The sequence below is a fragment of the Acinetobacter sp. TUM15071 genome, from assembly GCF_008980925.1.
Lineage (GTDB): Bacteria > Pseudomonadota > Gammaproteobacteria > Pseudomonadales > Moraxellaceae > Acinetobacter > Acinetobacter dispersus.
This window is the reverse complement of sequence record NZ_BKGB01000011.1, coordinates 100,637-119,260: the sequence shown is the minus strand read 5'-3', so window position 1 is coordinate 119,260 and position 18,624 is coordinate 100,637. Positions and strand designations below refer to the sequence as shown.

General features: G+C 40.2%; 17 protein-coding genes and 1 tRNA gene. 12 read left to right on the top strand and 6 right to left on the bottom strand.

Features of this window, described 5'->3' with window-relative positions:
• Nucleotides 1-37: 37 nt before the first annotated feature.
• Both GBI66_RS12135 and GBI66_RS12130 read right to left on the bottom strand, forming a co-directional pair.
• The gene (locus GBI66_RS12135) at nt 38-577 is read right to left on the bottom strand and encodes an HAD family hydrolase (RefSeq protein ID WP_005295676.1); all 540 of its coding nucleotides are present in this window, start codon (nt 575-577) and stop codon (nt 38-40) included.
• Between the two features lie 3 nt (nt 578-580).
• A complete protein-coding gene (locus GBI66_RS12130) occupies nt 581-1,558 on the bottom strand; it encodes a KpsF/GutQ family sugar-phosphate isomerase (RefSeq protein ID WP_151716271.1) in 978 nt (325 codons plus the stop codon).
• 374 nt (nt 1,559-1,932) lie between these two features.
• Here GBI66_RS12130 and GBI66_RS12125 point away from each other — a divergent pair, with 374 nt between their 5' ends.
• From GBI66_RS12125 to GBI66_RS12105, 5 genes are all read left to right on the top strand, one after another.
• Entirely contained in the window at nt 1,933-3,339 is a 1,407-nt protein-coding gene (locus GBI66_RS12125; protein ID WP_151716270.1) for a cytosine permease, read from the top strand.
• 107 nt (nt 3,340-3,446) lie between these two features.
• The gene (gene cysS, locus GBI66_RS12120; RefSeq protein ID WP_151716269.1) at nt 3,447-4,868 is read left to right on the top strand and encodes a cysteine--tRNA ligase; all 1,422 of its coding nucleotides are present in this window, start codon (nt 3,447-3,449) and stop codon (nt 4,866-4,868) included.
• Between the two features lie 62 nt (nt 4,869-4,930).
• Nucleotides 4,931-5,006: transfer RNA gene (locus GBI66_RS12115), tRNA-Gly, on the top strand.
• Between the two features lie 131 nt (nt 5,007-5,137).
• Nucleotides 5,138-5,263, top strand: a complete 126-nt coding sequence (ykgO, locus tag GBI66_RS12110) for a type B 50S ribosomal protein L36 (RefSeq protein WP_005231541.1) — start codon at nt 5,138-5,140, stop codon at nt 5,261-5,263.
• 108 nt (nt 5,264-5,371) lie between these two features.
• On the top strand, nt 5,372-5,845 hold the full coding sequence (locus GBI66_RS12105) for a copper resistance protein NlpE (RefSeq protein WP_151716268.1): 474 nt from the start codon (nt 5,372-5,374) through the stop codon (nt 5,843-5,845).
• A 95-nt stretch (nt 5,846-5,940) separates the two neighbouring features.
• Here GBI66_RS12105 and tsf read toward each other — a convergent pair whose 3' ends face one another.
• On the bottom strand, nt 5,941-6,816 hold the full coding sequence (gene tsf / locus GBI66_RS12100) for a translation elongation factor Ts (protein WP_005183689.1): 876 nt from the start codon (nt 6,814-6,816) through the stop codon (nt 5,941-5,943).
• A 138-nt stretch (nt 6,817-6,954) separates the two neighbouring features.
• Complete coding sequence (rpsB, locus tag GBI66_RS12095) at nt 6,955-7,707, bottom strand: 30S ribosomal protein S2 (RefSeq protein ID WP_004652723.1); 753 nt, start codon at nt 7,705-7,707, stop codon at nt 6,955-6,957.
• Nucleotides 7,708-7,920: 213 nt separating this feature from the next.
• Between rpsB and map the strand changes: the two genes are divergently transcribed.
• The 4 genes from map (at nt 7,921) to GBI66_RS12075 (ending at nt 12,995) form a co-directional block, all read left to right on the top strand.
• Nucleotides 7,921-8,745, top strand: coding sequence for a type I methionyl aminopeptidase (gene map / locus GBI66_RS12090; protein WP_005183693.1), 825 nt, complete (start codon nt 7,921-7,923; stop codon nt 8,743-8,745).
• A 204-nt stretch (nt 8,746-8,949) separates the two neighbouring features.
• The gene (locus GBI66_RS12085) at nt 8,950-10,044 is read left to right on the top strand and encodes an OmpW family protein (protein WP_151716267.1); all 1,095 of its coding nucleotides are present in this window, start codon (nt 8,950-8,952) and stop codon (nt 10,042-10,044) included.
• 384 nt (nt 10,045-10,428) lie between these two features.
• Nucleotides 10,429-11,775 carry an MFS transporter gene (locus GBI66_RS12080; RefSeq protein ID WP_151716266.1) on the top strand — a complete coding sequence of 449 codons (1,347 nt, stop codon included), beginning with the start codon at nt 10,429-10,431 and terminating at the stop codon, nt 11,773-11,775.
• Nucleotides 11,776-11,858: 83 nt separating this feature from the next.
• Nucleotides 11,859-12,995 carry a porin gene (locus GBI66_RS12075; protein WP_151716265.1) on the top strand — a complete coding sequence of 379 codons (1,137 nt, stop codon included), beginning with the start codon at nt 11,859-11,861 and terminating at the stop codon, nt 12,993-12,995.
• 93 nt (nt 12,996-13,088) lie between these two features.
• Here GBI66_RS12075 and GBI66_RS12070 read toward each other — a convergent pair whose 3' ends face one another.
• Nucleotides 13,089-13,682: a TetR/AcrR family transcriptional regulator gene (locus GBI66_RS12070; protein WP_151716264.1), complete on the bottom strand. Its 594-nt coding sequence runs from the start codon at nt 13,680-13,682 to the stop codon at nt 13,089-13,091.
• A 176-nt stretch (nt 13,683-13,858) separates the two neighbouring features.
• On the opposite strand from GBI66_RS12070, the gene GBI66_RS12065 reads away from it, so the two are divergent.
• A complete protein-coding gene (locus tag GBI66_RS12065; RefSeq protein ID WP_151716263.1) occupies nt 13,859-15,079 on the top strand; it encodes an MFS transporter in 1,221 nt (406 codons plus the stop codon).
• A 323-nt stretch (nt 15,080-15,402) separates the two neighbouring features.
• Here the strand turns inward: GBI66_RS12065 and GBI66_RS12060 are convergent, their stop codons facing one another.
• Entirely contained in the window at nt 15,403-16,590 is a 1,188-nt protein-coding gene (locus GBI66_RS12060; RefSeq protein ID WP_005183715.1) for a trypsin-like peptidase domain-containing protein, read from the bottom strand.
• A 188-nt stretch (nt 16,591-16,778) separates the two neighbouring features.
• On the opposite strand from GBI66_RS12060, the gene GBI66_RS12055 reads away from it, so the two are divergent.
• The gene (locus tag GBI66_RS12055) at nt 16,779-17,537 is read left to right on the top strand and encodes a Nif3-like dinuclear metal center hexameric protein (RefSeq protein WP_151716262.1); all 759 of its coding nucleotides are present in this window, start codon (nt 16,779-16,781) and stop codon (nt 17,535-17,537) included.
• Nucleotides 17,538-17,885: 348 nt separating this feature from the next.
• Nucleotides 17,886-18,506: a superoxide dismutase gene (locus tag GBI66_RS12050; RefSeq protein WP_151716261.1), complete on the top strand. Its 621-nt coding sequence runs from the start codon at nt 17,886-17,888 to the stop codon at nt 18,504-18,506.
• The last annotated feature ends 118 nt before the right edge of the window (nt 18,507-18,624 follow it).

Genomic DNA, 18,624 nt, shown 5'->3' with positions numbered 1-18,624 from the left:
ACAGGGTTACCTAACCTTTGAGCAAATCAACACTATATTAATGTGGTACCGCAAGATATTTTTCAAGCAGTTCTTGGTAAACACCTTTTGCCATCAACAACATATCGCATACCTCACGCACTGCCCCACGGCCACCCATCGCTTGAGTCACCAAGTTAGCACGACGGCGTACTTCTTCATGTCCATTCGGTACAGTCACTTTCATACCCGCAATCGCGAATGCAGATAAATCAGGCCAATCATCACCCATATAAATACACTCTTCAGGCAATAATCCCAATTGAGCGCAAGCTTCACGCAATGCGACTCCTTTGTCCTCACGCCCTTGAAAGATCAGATCGACGCCGAGATCAGACATGCGTTTTTCAACAATCTGACTTTTACGTCCCGTGATAATAATAACTTTCATACCCGCTTTTTGGACCAATTTCATTCCTAAGCCATCACGGATATCAAATGATTTAAGCTCATCACCTGAATTGGTTAAAGTAACAAAGCCATCGCTTAAGATTCCATCCACATCAAGCACCAATGCTTGTAAATGACGTGCTTGTTCTTGTAAAGCATAAGATGCCATGGCTTAATTTACTCCTGCCTGAATAAGGTCATGCATACTAATCACACCAATCACTTTATTGGTATCATCAACAACAACAAATTGATTCACTTTTTTCTCATGCATTTTTTCCAATGCTTTGACCGCACGGGCTTCCTGAGAAATCGTTAAAGGACTTTTGGTCATGACTTCAGAAACAGGCAGATTTACATCAAAGCCTTGTTGCTGATCAATCATTCGACGCAAATCTCCGTCCGTAAAAATACCCAACAATGTGTCATTTTCATCGACAATGGTGGTTAAACCTAAACGCTTGTCAGAAATTTCATAGAGCACTTTGTTCATTGGCGTATCAGGTCGAACTTTAGGGAGTTCATCACCCGTATGCATCAAATGCTTTACATGCAAGAGCAAACGTTTACCTAATGCTCCCGCAGGGTGTGAGCGTGCAAAGTCATCTGCGGTAAATCCACGTGCTTCCAACAATGCCACAGCAAGGGCATCACCCAAAACTAAAGTTGCGGTTGTGCTTGAAGTTGGAGCCAAACCAAGTGGACATGCTTCATCAGCCTCACCCAGAGTCAAGACAACGTCCGCATTTTGTGGCATCGGCCCTTTATCATCACGGCTGATGGTAATTAACGGTACTTCTAAGTGTTTGATTAATGGCATCAACATCATGATTTCATCGCTCTTCCCCGAGTTTGAAATCGCAATAAGTACATCACCTCGTACCAACATCCCAAGGTCACCATGCCCAGCTTCACCGGGATGCATAAAGAATGATGGTGTACCTGTCGATGCGAAGGTAGCAGCCATTTTACGGCCAATATGACCAGATTTGCCCATACCTGTAATCACAACACGCCCTTTGCATTGCAAAAGTATTTCACATGCAACATCAAAACGTTCATCAATTTGTGCAGCAAGGACTTCGATGGCTTGTTGTTCGACACGCAATGTTTCTAATGCGCTTTTCTGGAAATCTATGGCTTGTGACATATGAGTTTGACTCAAAATAATACTCTATCCACCTGATGGTAGATGATTTTAATCAAAAGAATGGTGGAGATTCTAGCATATTTGCACATGATACACGTTTCTAAATGTATAAGTTTTCATGAAAAATGGAGAGCTTTCGAAGTGTTATAGCGCATAGCAAATAAGTATTAAATGTAGAGTTTCGACCTTTCTCATCTGTACAAAATCTACGACTTAATCATGGACGTAAGGCTTACCTTTCTTAACACAAATAAATTTGATTGAATTTAGGATGGGTTGTATATACATATACAGATTAGACTATACATAACCACACCTAAACAGAATCAGGATTTTTTAATAACAATCAATACTTCATGGACAAGGAGTAAAAGATGAGCTCACTGGATGAGAAAGAAAAGCACCAATTTATTGAAAACCGTAGTATTGATTTCATTCCAGAACATGAAAGACATGGCAGTGTATTTGGTCAATTTACCTTGTGGTTTGGCGCTAACCTGCAAATAACAGCAATTGTGACTGGCGCTTTGGCAGTTGTGCTCGGTGGCGATGTATTTTGGTCAATTATTGGCTTGTTTATTGGGCAGTGCTTCGGTGCCATTGTAATGGCTTTACACGCAGCACAGGGTCCAAAGCTTGGCCTTCCGCAAATGATTTCAAGCCGTGTTCAATTTGGGGTGTATGGTGCTTGCATCCCAATTCTATTGGTTTGTCTGATGTATATAGGATTCACGGCTACAGGAGAGGTTTTGGCGGGTAAAGCCATCGCACAATTGATCAATGTCAGCAGCACAATAGGTATTTTAATTTACGCATCTTTTATTGTGATCTTTGCAACCATTGGTTATCGCTTAATTCACTGGGTCGGAAAAGTTGCAAGTATTATTGGCATTATTGCTTTTATGATTATTTTGAGCCAAATTTTGACTCATTCAAACTTCTCAGCCTTAATCGCAGTTCAAAAATTTAGCTGGCCATCATTTTTATTGGCAATTTCGCTTTCGGCCTCTTGGCAAATTTCATTCGGTCCTTATGTTGCAGATTATTCCAGATACCTACCATCAAACACCTCCTCCACCCGTGTCTTTCTGGCTGTCGGTTTAGGTTCCCTCCTCAGTTCGCAAATTTCCATGACCTTGGGTGTATTGATTGCACAAATTTCACAAGGCGGCTTTGTCGGAAATGAAGTGCAATATGTCGTAGGTATGAATGCCGTTGCATTGGTGATTACTTTTTTATATTTCAGCATCGCATTTGGCAAAGTCACTCTATCAACGCTCAACGCCTACGGTTGTTTCATGTGTATTGCGACCATTTGGAATAGCTTCAAACCGAACTATCAAATTTCCAAACTAACCCGGTTATGTATCGTTCTGAGTATGGTTGCTATCTCTACCATGATTGCAGTTCTTGGTGAACATACATTCTTAAACAGCTTTAAAGCATTCATTCTATTCCTACTTACCTTCTTCATTCCTTGGAGTGCAATTAACCTCGTAGACTACTATTTCATCTCTAAAGAAGAATGTGATGTAGCCGCACTATACGATCCGAACGGAAAGTATGGACGTTGGAATAGTATTGGGATTGGCTGCTATGTGATGGGTGTTTTACTACAACTCCCCTTTATTCATAGTAAATTTTTTACGGGCACAATCGCCAAAGAACTAGGTGGTGTCGATATCTCTTGGTTGATCGGTATTTTGGCAACAGCGATGATTTATTATTATTTTGCAAAAAAAGCCCAGCATAGGGCGACCAGCAAATTACGTTTTGAATAAAGAAAATATTGCCTACCAAAGCCATCTTTTTTCTACTGACAACTTTATGAAATATGGTGCATACGTTATGATGAATAACGATTTTTGTAGAGTGTTTGAAAACCCTTATGCAACCTTTTGTTCTATATAATTCTGAGCAACGTAAAAAAGTTGAATTTGTCCCACGCAAAGAAGGTCAAATCGATATGTATGTCTGTGGTATGACAGTTTATGACTACTGTCATATCGGGCACGCTCGGGTTATGGTTGCATTTGACTACATCATTCGCTTCTTACGTAGCCAAGGCTGGAAAGTTCGCTACATTCGCAACATTACCGACATCGATGACAAGATCATTGCCCGCGCCAATGAAAATGGTGAAAGCATTCAACAGCTCACTGCACGCTTTATTGATGCAATGAACGAAGATGCAACAAACCTAGGCTGCGCTGCACCAGATGAAGCACCAAAAGCAACTGAATATATTGATCAAATGCAAAATATGATCACTACACTCGTTGATAAAGGCGCTGCTTACCCTTCTGCCAATGGCGATGTCTATTTTGAAGTGACCAAATTCGATAAATATGGCCGCCTATCTGGTCGTAAATTAGATGACATGCAAGCAGGCGCTTCAGAACGCGTTGATGTTGAAGTTGAAAAGAAACATCCATTTGACTTTGTTCTTTGGAAACATGCCAAAGAGAATGAACCTGCTTGGGCATCACCTTGGGGCAATGGCCGTCCAGGTTGGCATATTGAATGCTCTGCAATGTCGACTTGCTGCCTAGGCAACCATTTCGATATTCATGGGGGTGGTTCAGATCTGATGTTCCCGCATCATGAAAATGAAATCGCACAAAGTGAAGCATCAACGGGCGAACAATATGTCAATTATTGGATGCATGTTGGTTTCATCAATGTTGATGGCGAGAAAATGTCTAAATCTTTAGGCAACTTCTTTACCATTCGCGATGTGATGGAGAAATTCCATCCCGAAGTGATTCGCTACTTCATTGTGTCTTCACATTACCGCAGCCCGGTTAACTTCTCTGATGTGGCATTAAAAGAAGCAAAAACTGCGCTAAGCCGTTTTTATCATTCATTTAAAGCCTATCAACAAGTCTATGGTCAAACAACTGTTGATACCCTAGAACAAGGCTTTGTTAAACGTTTTAACAATGCCATGTGTGATGACTTTAATACTGCTGAAGCAATGGCGGTACTTTTTGAACTGAATAAAGAACTGAACCGTGCAGTAAAAGAAGAACAAGCTGAACAAGCCACGCTTCTTTACTCTACCCTACGCCATTTAACTGACATTCTTGGCTTGGTTCAGCATGATGTTGATGACTTCCTCAAATCAGATATTGGTCAGGAAGCACTTACCCTGTCCGATGCTGAAATTGAAAGTTTTATTCAACAGCGTGTTGATGCGAAAAAAGCCAAAGACTTTGCTCAAGCTGATGGTATTCGCCAGTCTTTATTGGATCAAGGTGTGGTTTTGGAAGATACACGCCAAGGAACAATCTGGCGACGTGCTGATTAATTAAACACTCAGCATTATAAAGAGTTGACACTTGAATGAAACTCTCTATAATGCGTCCTATTGCGGGAATAGCTCAGTTGGTAGAGCATAACCTTGCCAAGGTTGGGGTCGGGAGTTCGAGTCTCCTTTCCCGCTCCAGATTCAAAAAAGCCCTCATCGAAAGATGAGGGCTTTTTTTATTATCAACACCCACCCCCTACCAAATACTAACTTTACACACTCAGATAAATGAAATATTATAACATAACATTTATTCATGGAGACCCAAAATGAAAGTCTGCTCATCTCTTAAAAGTGCAAAGCGTCGCAGTGCTGATTGCCAGATTGTAAAACGTCGCGGCAAGTTATTTGTCATCTGCAAATCCAACCCTCGCTTCAAAGCAAGACAAGGTTAACTTGTCTTGCTTTACCAAAGGTTAAACAACCCTTACATTCCCTTACTACCATTTCTTCTTTAAATTTCATAACTTAGATATTACTGTTTTCACGAGGTTATATCTAAGATGAAAAAATCACTAATCGCAATTTCTTTGGCATCTATTTTTTTAGTGGCATGTAATAAAGCAGAAACCCCAAAAACAGATGAGCAAACGCCTCCAGCAACTACCACAGAAGCGACCTCTGAAGTCGTAGATAGCGCGCATACCGCAGAAAACTCATTAGACTGGAATGGTACATATACAGGTGTACTTCCATGTGCAGATTGCGAAGGGATCAAAACCGAGCTTGAACTCAACCAAGATAAAACATTTGAGTTAAAAGAGACTTATTTGGGCAAAGGTGATGGTAAAGCGTTTGAAAGCAAAGGTAGCTTTAAATTCGATAGCCAAAACACCTCAATTATTGAGTTAGACAAAGCTGGCGATGGCCGTAAATACTTTGTTGCTGAAGGCTATTTAAAAGCTTTAGATACTGAAGGCAAAGAGATCACAGGCGAATTAGCCGAGAAATACGAGCTAAAAAAAGAAGCTGAATAATCAGTGATGTCTTAAAAATCTATAAATCACAATGAGATTTCAGCAGCCAATAAAAAACCCAGTCATAATGACTGGGTTTTTTTAGAAGATACGAATTACTTCGCAGCAGCTTGAGCAGCAGCAACTTCTTCTGCAAAGCTCATTTCAGCTTTCTTCTCAATACCTTCACCCACTTCGAAACGAGTGAATTGAGCTACAACAGTACCAGTCGCTTTTAATACGTCAGCAACTTTCTTGTCGTTGTCGATCACATACATTTGACGATCAAGAGCAACTTCGTTCAAGTATTTTTCAACTGAACCAGTAACCATTTTCTCAACGATGTTCGCAGGCTTACCAGATTCTAAAGCTTTCGCTTCAGCAATTTCCTTCTCTTTAGCGATCAAGTCAGCTGGAACAGCTTCAGCATTTACAGCAACTGGGTTGAACGCAGCAACGTGCATTGCAATACCTTTACCAGTGTCAGCATCACCTGTGTAAGAAACAACAACACCGATTTTTAAACCGTGTTTGTAAACAGCCAAGTTTTCGCCTTCAACGATTTGAGCACGACGAACTTGAATGTTCTCACCGATTTTTTGAACAAGTGCAACACGAGCTTCTTCTACAGTCGCGCCGTCTTCAAGCTTAAGTTCAGCAATTTTCGCAGCATCAGTTTCATTTGCAGCAAGTGCAGCAGTAGCAACTTTATCAGAGAAGTTTTTGAAGTTTTCGTCTTTAGCAACGAAGTCAGTTTGACAGTTAACTTCAACAAGGATTGCTTTGTTACCGTTTTGAATAATAGTGATCGCACCATCAGCAGCAATGTTACCTGCTTTTTTAGCAGCTTTTGCTTGACCTGATTTACGAAGGTTATCAATCGCAAGTTCGATGTCACCGCCTGCTTCTGTTAATGCTTTTTTGCATTCCATCATTGCAAGACCAGTACGGTCACGTAATTCTTTTACCATGCTCGCAGTAACTGCAGTCATGTTGATCTCCTAAAATCGGTAGAAAATAAATCTGTTCAACAAAAACGGCCCAAAGAAACTCTGGGCCGTTTGCACTCTCGACGCTTTAATTTGCCACCATTACATGTCGCAAAAATGACAAGCTTGCGTCAAAACGCATTAAGCCTCAGATGCGTCTTTCGCAGCATCGTCGCCTTTTGCTTGTGCATTAGCTTGTGATTGAGCGTATTCTTTACCAGCAAGAATCGCATCAGCCATAGCTGAAGCATACAAAGTTACTGCACGAATCGCATCGTCGTTACCCGGAATAACGTAATCAACGTTGTCTGGGTTAGAGTTTGTATCAACGATACCGATTACAGGAATACCTAAGTTTTTCGCTTCTTTGATTGCAATCGCTTCGTGATCAACGTCGATTACAAATAATGCGTCAGGTAAACCACCCATGTTCTTAACGCCGCCTAAAGCACGTTCAAGTTTTTCCATCTCACGAGTACGCTCTAAAGCTTCACGTTTAGTAAGCTTAGCAAAAGTACCGTCTTGAGATTGAGTTTGAAGGTCTTTTAAACGGTTGATAGATTGGCGAAGTGTTTTCCAGTTCGTCAACATACCACCTAACCAACGGTGATCTACATATGGTTGACCAGCGCGTTGAGCTTGTTCACGGATGATGTTAGAAGCAGCACGTTTAGTACCAACGAACAATACTTTGTTCTTTTTGCTTGCAAGATTGTTAACAAAGTTCAAAGCATCATTTAACGCAGGAACAGTGTGCTCAAGGTTGATGATGTGAATTTTGTTACGCGCGCCAAAAATGTATTGACGCATTTTTGGGTTCCAGAAACGAGTTTGGTGACCAAAGTGTGCGCCTGCTTGAAGAAGGTCGCGCATGCTTACGTTGTAATCTGCCATTTTCTTTACCTTAAAGTTTGGGTTAGGCCTCCATATATCCGCATTCTCCACCTATTGCTAGGCACCCAGAGTAATGTGTCGATATATGTGCGGATTTTTTACGACTATTGTTATCAGATATTTTCGTAAAATATATTCACGAAAAGCATTTGATAAAATAGGCGGCTATTTATACCATAGACACTTGCAAATTACCAAAAGTTTTTAGAGATCATGAATACAACTTATACAGCCCCACGCCGATTAATCAAAACACCTGAAGAAATTGAAAAGATGCGTGTTGCTGGGAAATTGGCGGCTGAAGTTCTAGACATGATTAAACCGCATATTAAAGCGGGTGTGAGCACACTAGAACTCGATACAATCTGTCGCAATCATATTGAAAATGTTCAACAAGCGATTCCTGCCTGTGTAGGTTATGGTGCCGCACCAGGCCGCCCTGCTTTTCAACATTCTATTTGTACTTCGGTCAACCATGTGGTTTGTCATGGTATTCCATCTGAAAATAAAACATTAAAGAACGGTGATATTCTTAACATTGATGTAACAGTGATTAAAGATGGTTATCACGGTGATACCAACATGATGTACATCATCGGTGGTGAAACCTCTATTCTTGCTAATCGTTTATGCTCAGTTGCTCAGGAAGCGATGTATCGCGGTATGGCAACAGTTAAAGATGGTTCATATCTGGGTGATGTGGGCTATGCAATTCAGCAATATGTTGAATCTGAGCGTTTCAGTGTTGTCCGTGAATATTGCGGCCATGGTATCGGCAATGTTTTCCATGACGAACCACAAGTTTTACATTATGGTCAAAAAGGTACAGGTATGCGTTTAGAAGCTGGCATGACCTTTACTATTGAACCAATGGTAAACGCAGGTGTTTGGCAGACTAAACTTTTAGGTGATAAGTGGACGGTTGTCACAAAAGATCACAAGTTATCTGCTCAATATGAACATACGATTTTAGTAACACAAACAGGGATCGAAGTTTTAACTGCTCGCCCTGAAGAAGATTTATCACGCTTTATGTAATTCATAATCTTTGAGTTATTTTTAAAAAGTCACTTCGGTGACTTTTTTTATCTCTTCACAATCCCTTCATCAATTTATTTAAATCAAACAAATTTTTTCATAAGCATAACAATTATAAATTTTAACTAAACAAAGTACACGCAAAAAAGAGTTATGGTGGGCGCAAGAAAAATCCTAAAAACTTTTTGGACATGGAGTCCCACGATGATGAAGAAATCATTCGCTTGCCTGATTACAGGCGTATGTGCCCTACCCACACTTGCTTTCGCAGACTCACCTTATTTTAGTCTAAAAGATGGAGATGGCTTTAAACGCTTTTCTGTTTCTGTAGGTGCTTTATATGTAAAACCGACAGGTAAAGCTCAACCCGTAAAAGTTAATACAGCTGTCGCAAATGGAGAACAATCTAAAGTTGGGGATGTTTCAATAAAAACTGTGAAAGGCAGCATTTCCAAAGATATGGATTCTAATTTATCAACTGCTTTCATTGATTTTCTTGATACGCTGGGACAAGAAACATTGCCTGGTTCATTAAGTGGTAATGCCGAAATCTATGGTCTAAACGAATGGAATAACCCAGGTACAGGATTAGAAGCAGATGATGTAATGACTTTAGGCATCATGACCAACTATTTTTTCACAGATAATGTTTCACTTGAAATTAAGGCTGGTATCCCTCCAAAAGTTGATATTCAAGGTAAAGGGCAAATTTATGCACCATTAACCGCTACAGCACATCCATCTATAGAACTTCCTATTATTGGAGGTATAGGTCTACCCTCAATTGATTTAGAAAAACAAATTTTCATTACTGACCTAGAAGCACATGGTACTGCAGCAACAGCTAGAGCATGGACGCCAGCTTTTGAACTCCAATATCATTTCGGTAAAACAGGTGTAAATAAATTTAGACCCTATGTTGGATTAGGCCTCATGTATGCTTATTTTAATGAGTTGAAAATCAATTCCGCAATCGAAAATGATCTCATCAATGCTGGACATATGATTGTCAATATTAAAGATGGTAAAGCAGGTGCAGCTTTGGATCAAAAGACCAGCTCTGGTGATCCAAAAGTTAAATTAGAGGCTTCAGATGCATTTGCACCTGTTGCCACTGCTGGTTTTACTTATGATTTCAACGATCGTTGGTTTGCAGTTGGTTCGGTTTCGTATGCACACCTTACAGGAGAAGCAACCATAACAGTGAATGATGCTAAATATGGGGAACTAATTCGCGCAAAAACAGATATCGAGATCAACCCTCTTTTAGGTTATGCAGGTGTCGGTTACCGCTTCTAAATTTTATTTCATAAAAAAAGCAGCACTCGCTGCTTTTTTTATTGTGCAATCTTTCAAAGCAGCATGATCAAAAATCACGCACCACGAGAACGCAATTTTCAGAAGATTGTCTAACATAGACACCCTCTATCTACGACCCCACATTTACACCAATACCTTGGGTTCACTTAATCCTCCTTATAAATACCTTGATGATTAACATTTTAAATTATTCATTTGGTTAATTTATTTTTCTGGCACGGCACTTGCTATATATCAAACACATTGAATCAATGACGATTCATAAAACAATTTGATGACGGCCAACGACGTCCGTTCTGTTCGATTTACTTAAGCAGCGTAATGACTAAGCAAAATAAATGACGTGCAGTTCAGGAGAAAGTTATGTCTTCACCAATGAATATTGATGCAAAAAAAGCCATCGAAATAAAATTATTTAGTTTTTCAACACCTGCTATGCGTGCTTTCCATATGACATGGCTAGCATTCTTCGTGTGTTTCTTCGCATGGTTTGCCTGCGCACCACTTATGCCAGTCATCAAAGGCGAATTCAATTTAACCAAAGATCAAATTGCCAATATCAACATTGCAGCAGTTGCCATTACCATTTTAATTCGACTCATCGTTGGCCCACTCTGTGATAAATACGGCCCACGCAAAACCTACACTGCTCTTTTACTGCTTGGTAGTATTCCTGTTTTTGGTGTTGCTGCTGCAAATACCTATGAATCCTTCTTATTCTTCCGCTTATTGATTGGTGCAATTGGCGCGAGCTTTGTGATTACCCAATACCATACCAGCGTGATGTTTGCACCAAACGTGGTAGGTACAGCAAATGCAGCCTCGGCAGGCTGGGGAAATGCAGGAGGTGGTGCAACCCAAGCAATTATGCCTCTTATCTTAGGTGCAATCGTCATGTTTGGTGTAGAACAAGCAATGGGTTGGAGAATCGCATTACTTGTACCAGGCATCATGATGCTAATCGTAGGTGTGCTGTACTGGAAATTCACCCAAGACTGCCCACAAGGAAACTTTAAAGCGCTTCGTGAGCAAGGTATCGAAGTTGGTGCTGGCAAAAAAGGCGGTGCTGCCATCTTGATGCAAGCAGCCCGTAATTACCGTGTTTGGATTCTATTTGTCTCTTATGCCGCATGCTTTGGTATTGAAATTTTCATTCATAACATTGCTGCAATGTACTATGTCGATCACTTCAATATGGGGCTCAAAGAAGCAGGTTTGACTGCTGGTATTTTCGGTCTGCTTGCCCTATTTGCCCGTGCACTCGGAGGTTATCTTTCAGATAAGGTTGCAATATCAAAAGGTTTAGATGGCCGCACAAAAGTATTGTTTATCATGATCCTATGTGAAGGCTTATTCCTCATACTTTTTTCTCAGATGAATACCGTAGCACTTGCAATTATCAGCATGACCGTTTTTGCTCTCTTTACCCATATGTCTTGTGGCGCAACTTACGCGCTAGTACCTTTTATTGATCGCAATGCATTAGGTGGTGTCGCTGGTATCATCGGTGCAGGCGGTAATGTTGGTGCTGTTGCTGCAGGCTTCTTACTCAAAGGTTTACTAGATGTACAAACCTGCCTAATGATTTTAGGTGCTTTAGTGACCGTAGCCGCATTCAGTGTCATCCTCATTCGCTTCTCTGTCGAACATAAAGCCAAAGAACAACAATTGTTCGAGCAAGCTGTATTAGAACGTAACTCTCTCGCTTAATCACAACACATTTTGTGTGGGATAAACCCTCCCACACAATTTCCAAATTAAATACATCAACACCATTTTTCAGGGGCCTCAATATGAAATTGAATCTTATTAGCTTCGCTATGCTTGGATGCTTAACCACTACTACTTTTGCAGCACCTACACTTTATGGCGAAATTGATGCAAGCATCGATTACTTACCAGAAAAAAATGCCAACAGCTCAAATAAAGATGTGTGGGAAATTAGCTCAAATAGTTCATATGTTGGTGTCAAAGGTGATGAAAAACTGACTGAACGTCTAAGCTCAGTTTATGCGATTGAATGGGGATTTAGTGCTGACGGCGATAGTAATGACTGGACACAGCGTAATCGCTTCGTTGGCTTAAAGGACAGTCAACTCGGTATCATCAAAGTGGGGAAACATGATACGCCCGTCAAACAGCTTTCAAGCACAGTCGATATTTTCAATAACTATGTAGCAAATAAAGCGGATATCGGTGGCATCTTTACAGGAGAAAACCGCATCGACAATGTTGTTGTATATGAATCTCCTGCAATCAATCTACTGAATGGCTCAGTAAAACTTAATGCTCTGCTTGCAAGTGGAGAATCCTCTGGCATCAAGACATCCAGTGGTGGTGCCAAAGTCGCTGGTCGTGGCTTAGGTGATGCGTGGTCTGCCAGTCTAGTGTATGAACATCCCCTTTTTGTAGTAGGTCTTGGTTATGACAAGGCTATTCCAAGCACATTTGCTGGCCGCGGCTTTCTCAATGTTGCAACAGGACAAGCCTATACGGCTGATGCCCAGTCTTTTGCAGCAGCTAATACAATTCGCGCAATTGGTCGTTTAAATCCAATTGAAGGTTTAGCGATTAAAACCTTATACCAACGTTCGGAAGTTGAAGAAACTACCTATGCAGACCCTGCTGAAGCAACCAAATGGGCAGCGAAGGCGAATAATATTGATGATGCTCAAGGCTGGTTAGTGGGTGCTGAATATATGCTTCCCCATGCAAAAAAATGGGCACTCAAAGCACAATATAGCCAAAATGATACACGCTTTAAAAATAATGCTGCCGACTTTAAAGCTAAGCAAATTATGGCTGGTGCTGACTATGCCTTCAATAAACAAGTGAAAAGCTACGGCTATGCTGGCTATTTAACCCTTGAGCAAGCAAATAAAAAGGATAAACAACCTGTGGTTGGACTCGGTCTAGAATTTAAATTTTAGCAACTCAATTAATCAAGGTACAAAAAAAACAGGAGTAACTAGACGTTGTTTCTGTTTTTTTGATTTCATAATTACTGCTTACCTATTTCAGCCTTATACTTTATATTGCTCAAATAAATGCTGCTTAACAGTATCTAGTATTTTTAATGCTAATTCATGGTCTACTGAGCGGGCTAGTGTGAGCGCGCCTGATAACAGACTCAACTGGATAACCGCATTCTCAGATATCCGTTCTTGATCTTTTGGGTTCAATGAATCAAGTGAACTCAAAATCGAAAGCAATGATTCCACACCTTGATGAAATGACTGTTTTACTGGTTTTTCACTAGACTCTCTTGCAACATCGCTACTTAAGGAAGATAGAGGGCAACTTACTCCAGGATTTTCCAAATTTCGCTCAGATAAATAACCATTAAAAATATCATGCAGTGCTGTTTTCTCATTATCGGATTCATCTATGATGGCTTCCCACTTTCCCACCGATTGCTGGAAAATATCTTTGCAAGCGATATCAATCAACTCATCCTTATTTTGAAAATGCTTGTAAAATCCACCGTGTGTTAAGCCTGCAGCTTTCATTAAATCTGCAACACTTACAGCAAAGCCCTTTTCCCGTATCAATCGTGACGTCGCATGTTCAATATTCTTTCTGTTTTCGATCGCTAACTTTTTAGACACACGTGGCATAAGCAAACCTTCTTAACTCAATAAAAATAAAGAATCAGCAATTCATCATCTATAGATAGAAAGTATTTTAGCATTCCCAATACACGTTATTATAGATTATAGTTGTAATCTATTTTAATATCGTTCAATCATCATCTGAAAGCCCCCCTATAGCAAATGATAAATACGGACAGTGTATGAACAACAACCAAGATCCAAATTTCTCTAAAACTTTGATTATGATGCTGATTGGAAGTGCGCTTATTCTTGCACTTTCATTAGGCGTACGTCATGGTTTTGGTCTATACCTTGTTCCAATGAGCGATAGTTTTGGCTGGGGTCACCATATTTTCAGTTTTGCTATTGCCATGCAAAATCTGATTTGGGGAGCAGCACAGCCATTTACTGGCGCAATCGCAGATAAATACGGTACTAAAAAAGTAGTTATGGCTGGCGGCTTGCTATATGCCATCGGCTTAGTTCTTATGGCATTTAGCTCTACGGGACTCCTACTTAACCTGAGCTTAGGCCTGGTTATTGGACTGGCCTTGTCAGCAACCTCATTCACTGTTCTTCTCTCCGCTGTTGGTCGCGCTGCGCCACCAGAGAAACGCAGTATGGCAATGGGGATTGCCAGTGCAGCAGGTTCATTTGGACAATTTATCATGCTGCCATCGACTTTGCTTTTACTCAAAAACATAGGCTGGTCATCTGCATTACTCGTGAGTGCCTTTGCAATTGCTTTCATTGTGCCATTGGCTTGGTTATTAAAAGCACCTCCTGCTACCGCGCCAAAAACGCTAAACCAAACAAGTTTAAGCTTTAAACAAGTCTTAAATATCGCTAAAAATCACAAACCTTTTTGGTGGTTATCACTTGGCTTTTTAGTGTGTGGTTTCCAAGTCGTATTCTTAGGAGTTCACTTACCTGGTTATTTAATTGATCATGGTTTTGATGCCACAACTGGCACGATATTTTTAGCATTGGTTGGCTTATTTAATATTGTCGGAACTTATGGTGCAGGCTGGTTAGGTGACCGATATTCAAAACCAAAACTGCTCATGTTGCTCTATGGTTTACGTGGTATCGCAATTATTGCATTCCTACTCCTACCACTGAGTACATTGACCGTTTATGGCTTTGGGATCATTATGGGATTACTGTGGCTTTCAACAGTTCCACTCACCAATGGTATTGTCGCCAACATGTTTGGAGTCAAATATTTATCCATGCTCAGTGGTATCGTGTTCTTTACCCACCAAATCGGCTCATTCTTTGGCGGTTGGCTAGGTGGCGTAAATCATGATTTAACGGGTAACTATAATTTAATTTGGCTCACCTGTTTAATCCTGAGTGTCTTTGGTGTAGTTATCCATCTGTTCGTCAATGAAGAGGCTGTGATTCATGATGAGTATTGAACGAAACTTTAAACTGATCTTAGTCATCTCTATTTTTTGTCTGATCAGTCTTTCAATTGCCATCTGGCTTCAAACACCAGATTTATTTGAATACTTTAATCAAGCCTTTTGTGCGCATTGAATAAATATTTCAATCACTGTTATTTGTCATATTAAGATAAAAAAACTGTCATCAAATCATCAAATTTTGATGCTGTAATGAAAAATAAAAAATCTATAAAATGCAAAAAGCGTGTTGATCAAATGAATCAACACGCTTTTTTATTGTCTAAAAATAAATAAAGACTGCTCATCGGCAGCCTTTATTTATCATCAAAACGACATTACTGTTGTTGGCGTTTAGGCAGTGGAATATATTGTGATTGCGCATTTTGTTGCACTTTACGCTCACCTACTTTCACTTGCACCGTTTGCTGTTTTCCTTCACGTTCGATCACTACGTCAATCAAACTCTCTGGTGCTTGCAATGCCACATAATTAATTAAATGTGATGCTGAAGAAATTTGCTCGTTATTGACTTGAATGATCTTGTCACCACGTTTAATTCCTGCAGTATCAGATGGTCCGCCACGTAATACATCTGCAACTGTAACACCAACTGGTTTTGCCGCAAGCACATCTTCATCCAAGTTATTTGGAATTAAACTAATGCCTAACCAACCACGTACCACACGGCCATCTTTCAAAATTGAGTTCAGTACTTGCTGACAAACCTTCGCGGGAATTGCAAAACCAATCCCTAACGAACCACCAGATTGAGAGAAGATTGCTGTATTTACCCCAATCAAATTACCTGCAACATCAATCAATGCACCACCAGAGTTACCCGGGTTAATTGCCGCATCGGTTTGAATAAAGTCTTCATAGGTATTAATCCCCAAGTCAGAACGACCCGTTGCAGAAATAATCCCTTGCGTTACCGTTTGACCGACACCAAATGGATTACCAATTGCGAGCACAACATCACCCACTTCATTACCACTCAACTTAAATGGTAATACTGGCAATTTGTCTAACTCAATTTTGATGACAGCTAAATCGGTATCTGGATCAGTCCCAATCACTGTCGCTTCAGCACGACGACCATCATGAAGTGCCACAACAATATGTTCAGCCTGTGCAATCACATGATTATTCGTCAAGATATAACCATCAGCACGCACAATTACACCCGACCCCAGACTGTTTTCATTCTGAGGTTGCTGTGGCATTTGGTTGCCAAAGAACTCACGAAATACAGGATCATTCAGTAATGGATGATTCATCTGTTTAACTTTCTGAGTGGTAAAAATATTCACCACAGCAGGCGCAGCCACTTTGACCGCAGCGCTATAGGAAACCACCCCACCGGTACGTGATGTATCAATCAGTGGCTCAACCTTTTCTGCTGGCATTTTTACGCCATCAGCAGCCACCGTCGGCTTCGGTTGATGTGATTTCTGCCAAGCCAGAAAACTAAATATAACAAGAATGAGTAATACCCAAGGTAACCATGTAAATGCACGGCGCACGTCTATAATCCTCTAGGCGAAATTATGTTATGAACGTAATTTATTGAAGAAGTGGAAGTTTCCACCATTGTAAAGTAAATTGCTTAAAATCAATGCAAAAGTTAAAAAAGTTTTGTCTAGCTTTAGTTACATTTAAAAATATGTTCTTATTGATCCTGAGAAAAGATGTAAATCATTTGAGGAATCGCATGGCAAATTTGCATGATATTGTGCAATGGTGTAACCAAACTTTAAAAGCAAATGAATTTAAAGACTATGCACCAAACGGCTTACAAATTGAAGGCAAGCTTGAGGTAAATAAAATTGTGTGCGCTGTCACTGCGTCTGAAGATGCAATTGATGCCGCGATTGCACAACAAGCCGATGCATTACTGGTCCATCATGGTTATTTCTGGAAAGGTGAACCCTACCCAATTACAGGCATGCGCGGCAATCGTATCAAGAAACTCATCCAAAATAATATTTCCCTGATCGCTTATCACTTGCCTTTGGATGCTCATCCAACTTTGGGCAATAACATCGCCATTGCCGATTTGATTGGTTTAAAAGATTTGGAAGCTTTGGATCCAAGTGAAAAGCATCCTATTGGCAACATTGCCTCTTTAGACAATCCGCTAAGTCCAGAACAATTTAAGGAAAAGTTACAGAGCATTTTTGACTTTAATGTGATTCATCTGCCAAGTGATAAAACTGCAATTAAAAAAGTAGGCTTCTGCACAGGCGGTGCTCAAGACTTTATTGCAAAAGCAGCTCAAGCAGATTGTGATGCTTATATATCTGGTGAAGTTAGCGAACGTACGTTTTATGAAGCGAAAGAACTTGGGGTACATTATTTTGCATGTGGTCACCATGCAACTGAACGTTATGGTGTACAGCGTTTAGTACAGGCCATTGCAAATCAGTTCTCAATCAAAACGGAATATTTCGAACTCCATAATCCGATCTAGTTCGAGTCAACCATATGAAGGAGTGGAATTATTTGCACTCCTTCTCTTCATAATTTTTAAATGGATCCATTTTCAACTTAAGATTTGCGCTAGCACCACCAGCATCGCAGCATCTTTACCTTATCTTTGGGCTTATAAAGCCTAACTCTGAACACATCCCCTTTCTTTCATTGGCAAGTCAATTCGAGACCCAACAAACAAATGATAAATAAAATTTATTTTTTACTCCATTTCGCATAGATAAAAGCAAATTAAAAGATATTGATTCTCATTTACTTTTAAATGAATAATGAAGGCGCTTCAATTCATCGTAATAAAACCACATTGATTACAAAAGGAATCAAACACATGGCTTATTCTTTACCTGCGCTTCCTTATGCATATGATGCACTCGAACCGAACATTGATACCAAAACCATGGAAATTCATCATAGCAAACACCATCAGACTTATATCAATAATATTAATGGCGCAATTGAAGGCACAGAATGGGAAAAACTCCCTGTAGAGGAACTAGTCGCCAAAGTGAATGAAGTTCCAGCAGATCTTAAAAATATGGTGATCAATAATGGTGGCGGACATGCCAATCATTCACTGTTTTGGACAGTCATGAGCCCACAAGGAGGTGGTGAACCAACAGGTGATATTGCTGAAGCCATTCATCAGCAACTGGGTGGTTTCGATGCATTTAAAGATGCATTTACCAAAGCAGCGATTAGTCGTTTTGGTAGTGGCTGGGCATGGCTGAGTGTGACACCTGAACACAAATTAGTGGTCGAAAGTAGTGGCAACCAAGACTCACCACTAATGCATGGCAATACACCTATTTTAGGTCTAGACGTATGGGAACATGCGTATTATTTAAAATACCAAAACCGCCGTCCTGAATATATTGCTGCATTTTATAATGTGGTGGATTGGAATGAGGTCAATCGCCGTTATCACCAAGCGTTACAAGCAAAAGTATAATAATTTTCGAATCAGCTCGGCCTGATTCAGTATCTCCATAAAAAACGGGTTAGAGTGTTTTAGAGCGTTCACTAAACGAGCTAAAAACTCTAATCATTGTTGTATCGTATATGTCTCA

Excerpts from the sequence above, each read along its gene's own strand:
- GBI66_RS12135 (WP_005295676.1), bottom strand. The coding sequence starts at position 577 with ATGGCATCTTATGCTTTACAAGAACAAGCACGTCATTTACAAGCATTG.
- GBI66_RS12130 (WP_151716271.1), bottom strand. The coding sequence starts at position 1,558 with ATGTCACAAGCCATAGATTTCCAGAAAAGCGCATTAGAAACATTGCGT.
- GBI66_RS12125 (WP_151716270.1), top strand. The coding sequence starts at position 1,933 with ATGAGCTCACTGGATGAGAAAGAAAAGCACCAATTTATTGAAAACCGT.
- cysS (WP_151716269.1), top strand. The coding sequence starts at position 3,447 with ATGCAACCTTTTGTTCTATATAATTCTGAGCAACGTAAAAAAGTTGAA.
- ykgO (WP_005231541.1), top strand. The coding sequence starts at position 5,138 with ATGAAAGTCTGCTCATCTCTTAAAAGTGCAAAGCGTCGCAGTGCTGAT.
- GBI66_RS12105 (WP_151716268.1), top strand. The coding sequence starts at position 5,372 with ATGAAAAAATCACTAATCGCAATTTCTTTGGCATCTATTTTTTTAGTG.
- tsf (WP_005183689.1), bottom strand. The coding sequence starts at position 6,816 with ATGACTGCAGTTACTGCGAGCATGGTAAAAGAATTACGTGACCGTACT.
- rpsB (WP_004652723.1), bottom strand. The coding sequence starts at position 7,707 with ATGGCAGATTACAACGTAAGCATGCGCGACCTTCTTCAAGCAGGCGCA.
- map (WP_005183693.1), top strand. The coding sequence starts at position 7,921 with ATGAATACAACTTATACAGCCCCACGCCGATTAATCAAAACACCTGAA.
- GBI66_RS12085 (WP_151716267.1), top strand. The coding sequence starts at position 8,950 with ATGATGAAGAAATCATTCGCTTGCCTGATTACAGGCGTATGTGCCCTA.
- GBI66_RS12080 (WP_151716266.1), top strand. The coding sequence starts at position 10,429 with ATGTCTTCACCAATGAATATTGATGCAAAAAAAGCCATCGAAATAAAA.
- GBI66_RS12075 (WP_151716265.1), top strand. The coding sequence starts at position 11,859 with ATGAAATTGAATCTTATTAGCTTCGCTATGCTTGGATGCTTAACCACT.
- GBI66_RS12070 (WP_151716264.1), bottom strand. The coding sequence starts at position 13,682 with ATGCCACGTGTGTCTAAAAAGTTAGCGATCGAAAACAGAAAGAATATT.
- GBI66_RS12065 (WP_151716263.1), top strand. The coding sequence starts at position 13,859 with ATGAACAACAACCAAGATCCAAATTTCTCTAAAACTTTGATTATGATG.
- GBI66_RS12055 (WP_151716262.1), top strand. The coding sequence starts at position 16,779 with ATGGCAAATTTGCATGATATTGTGCAATGGTGTAACCAAACTTTAAAA.
- GBI66_RS12050 (WP_151716261.1), top strand. The coding sequence starts at position 17,886 with ATGGCTTATTCTTTACCTGCGCTTCCTTATGCATATGATGCACTCGAA.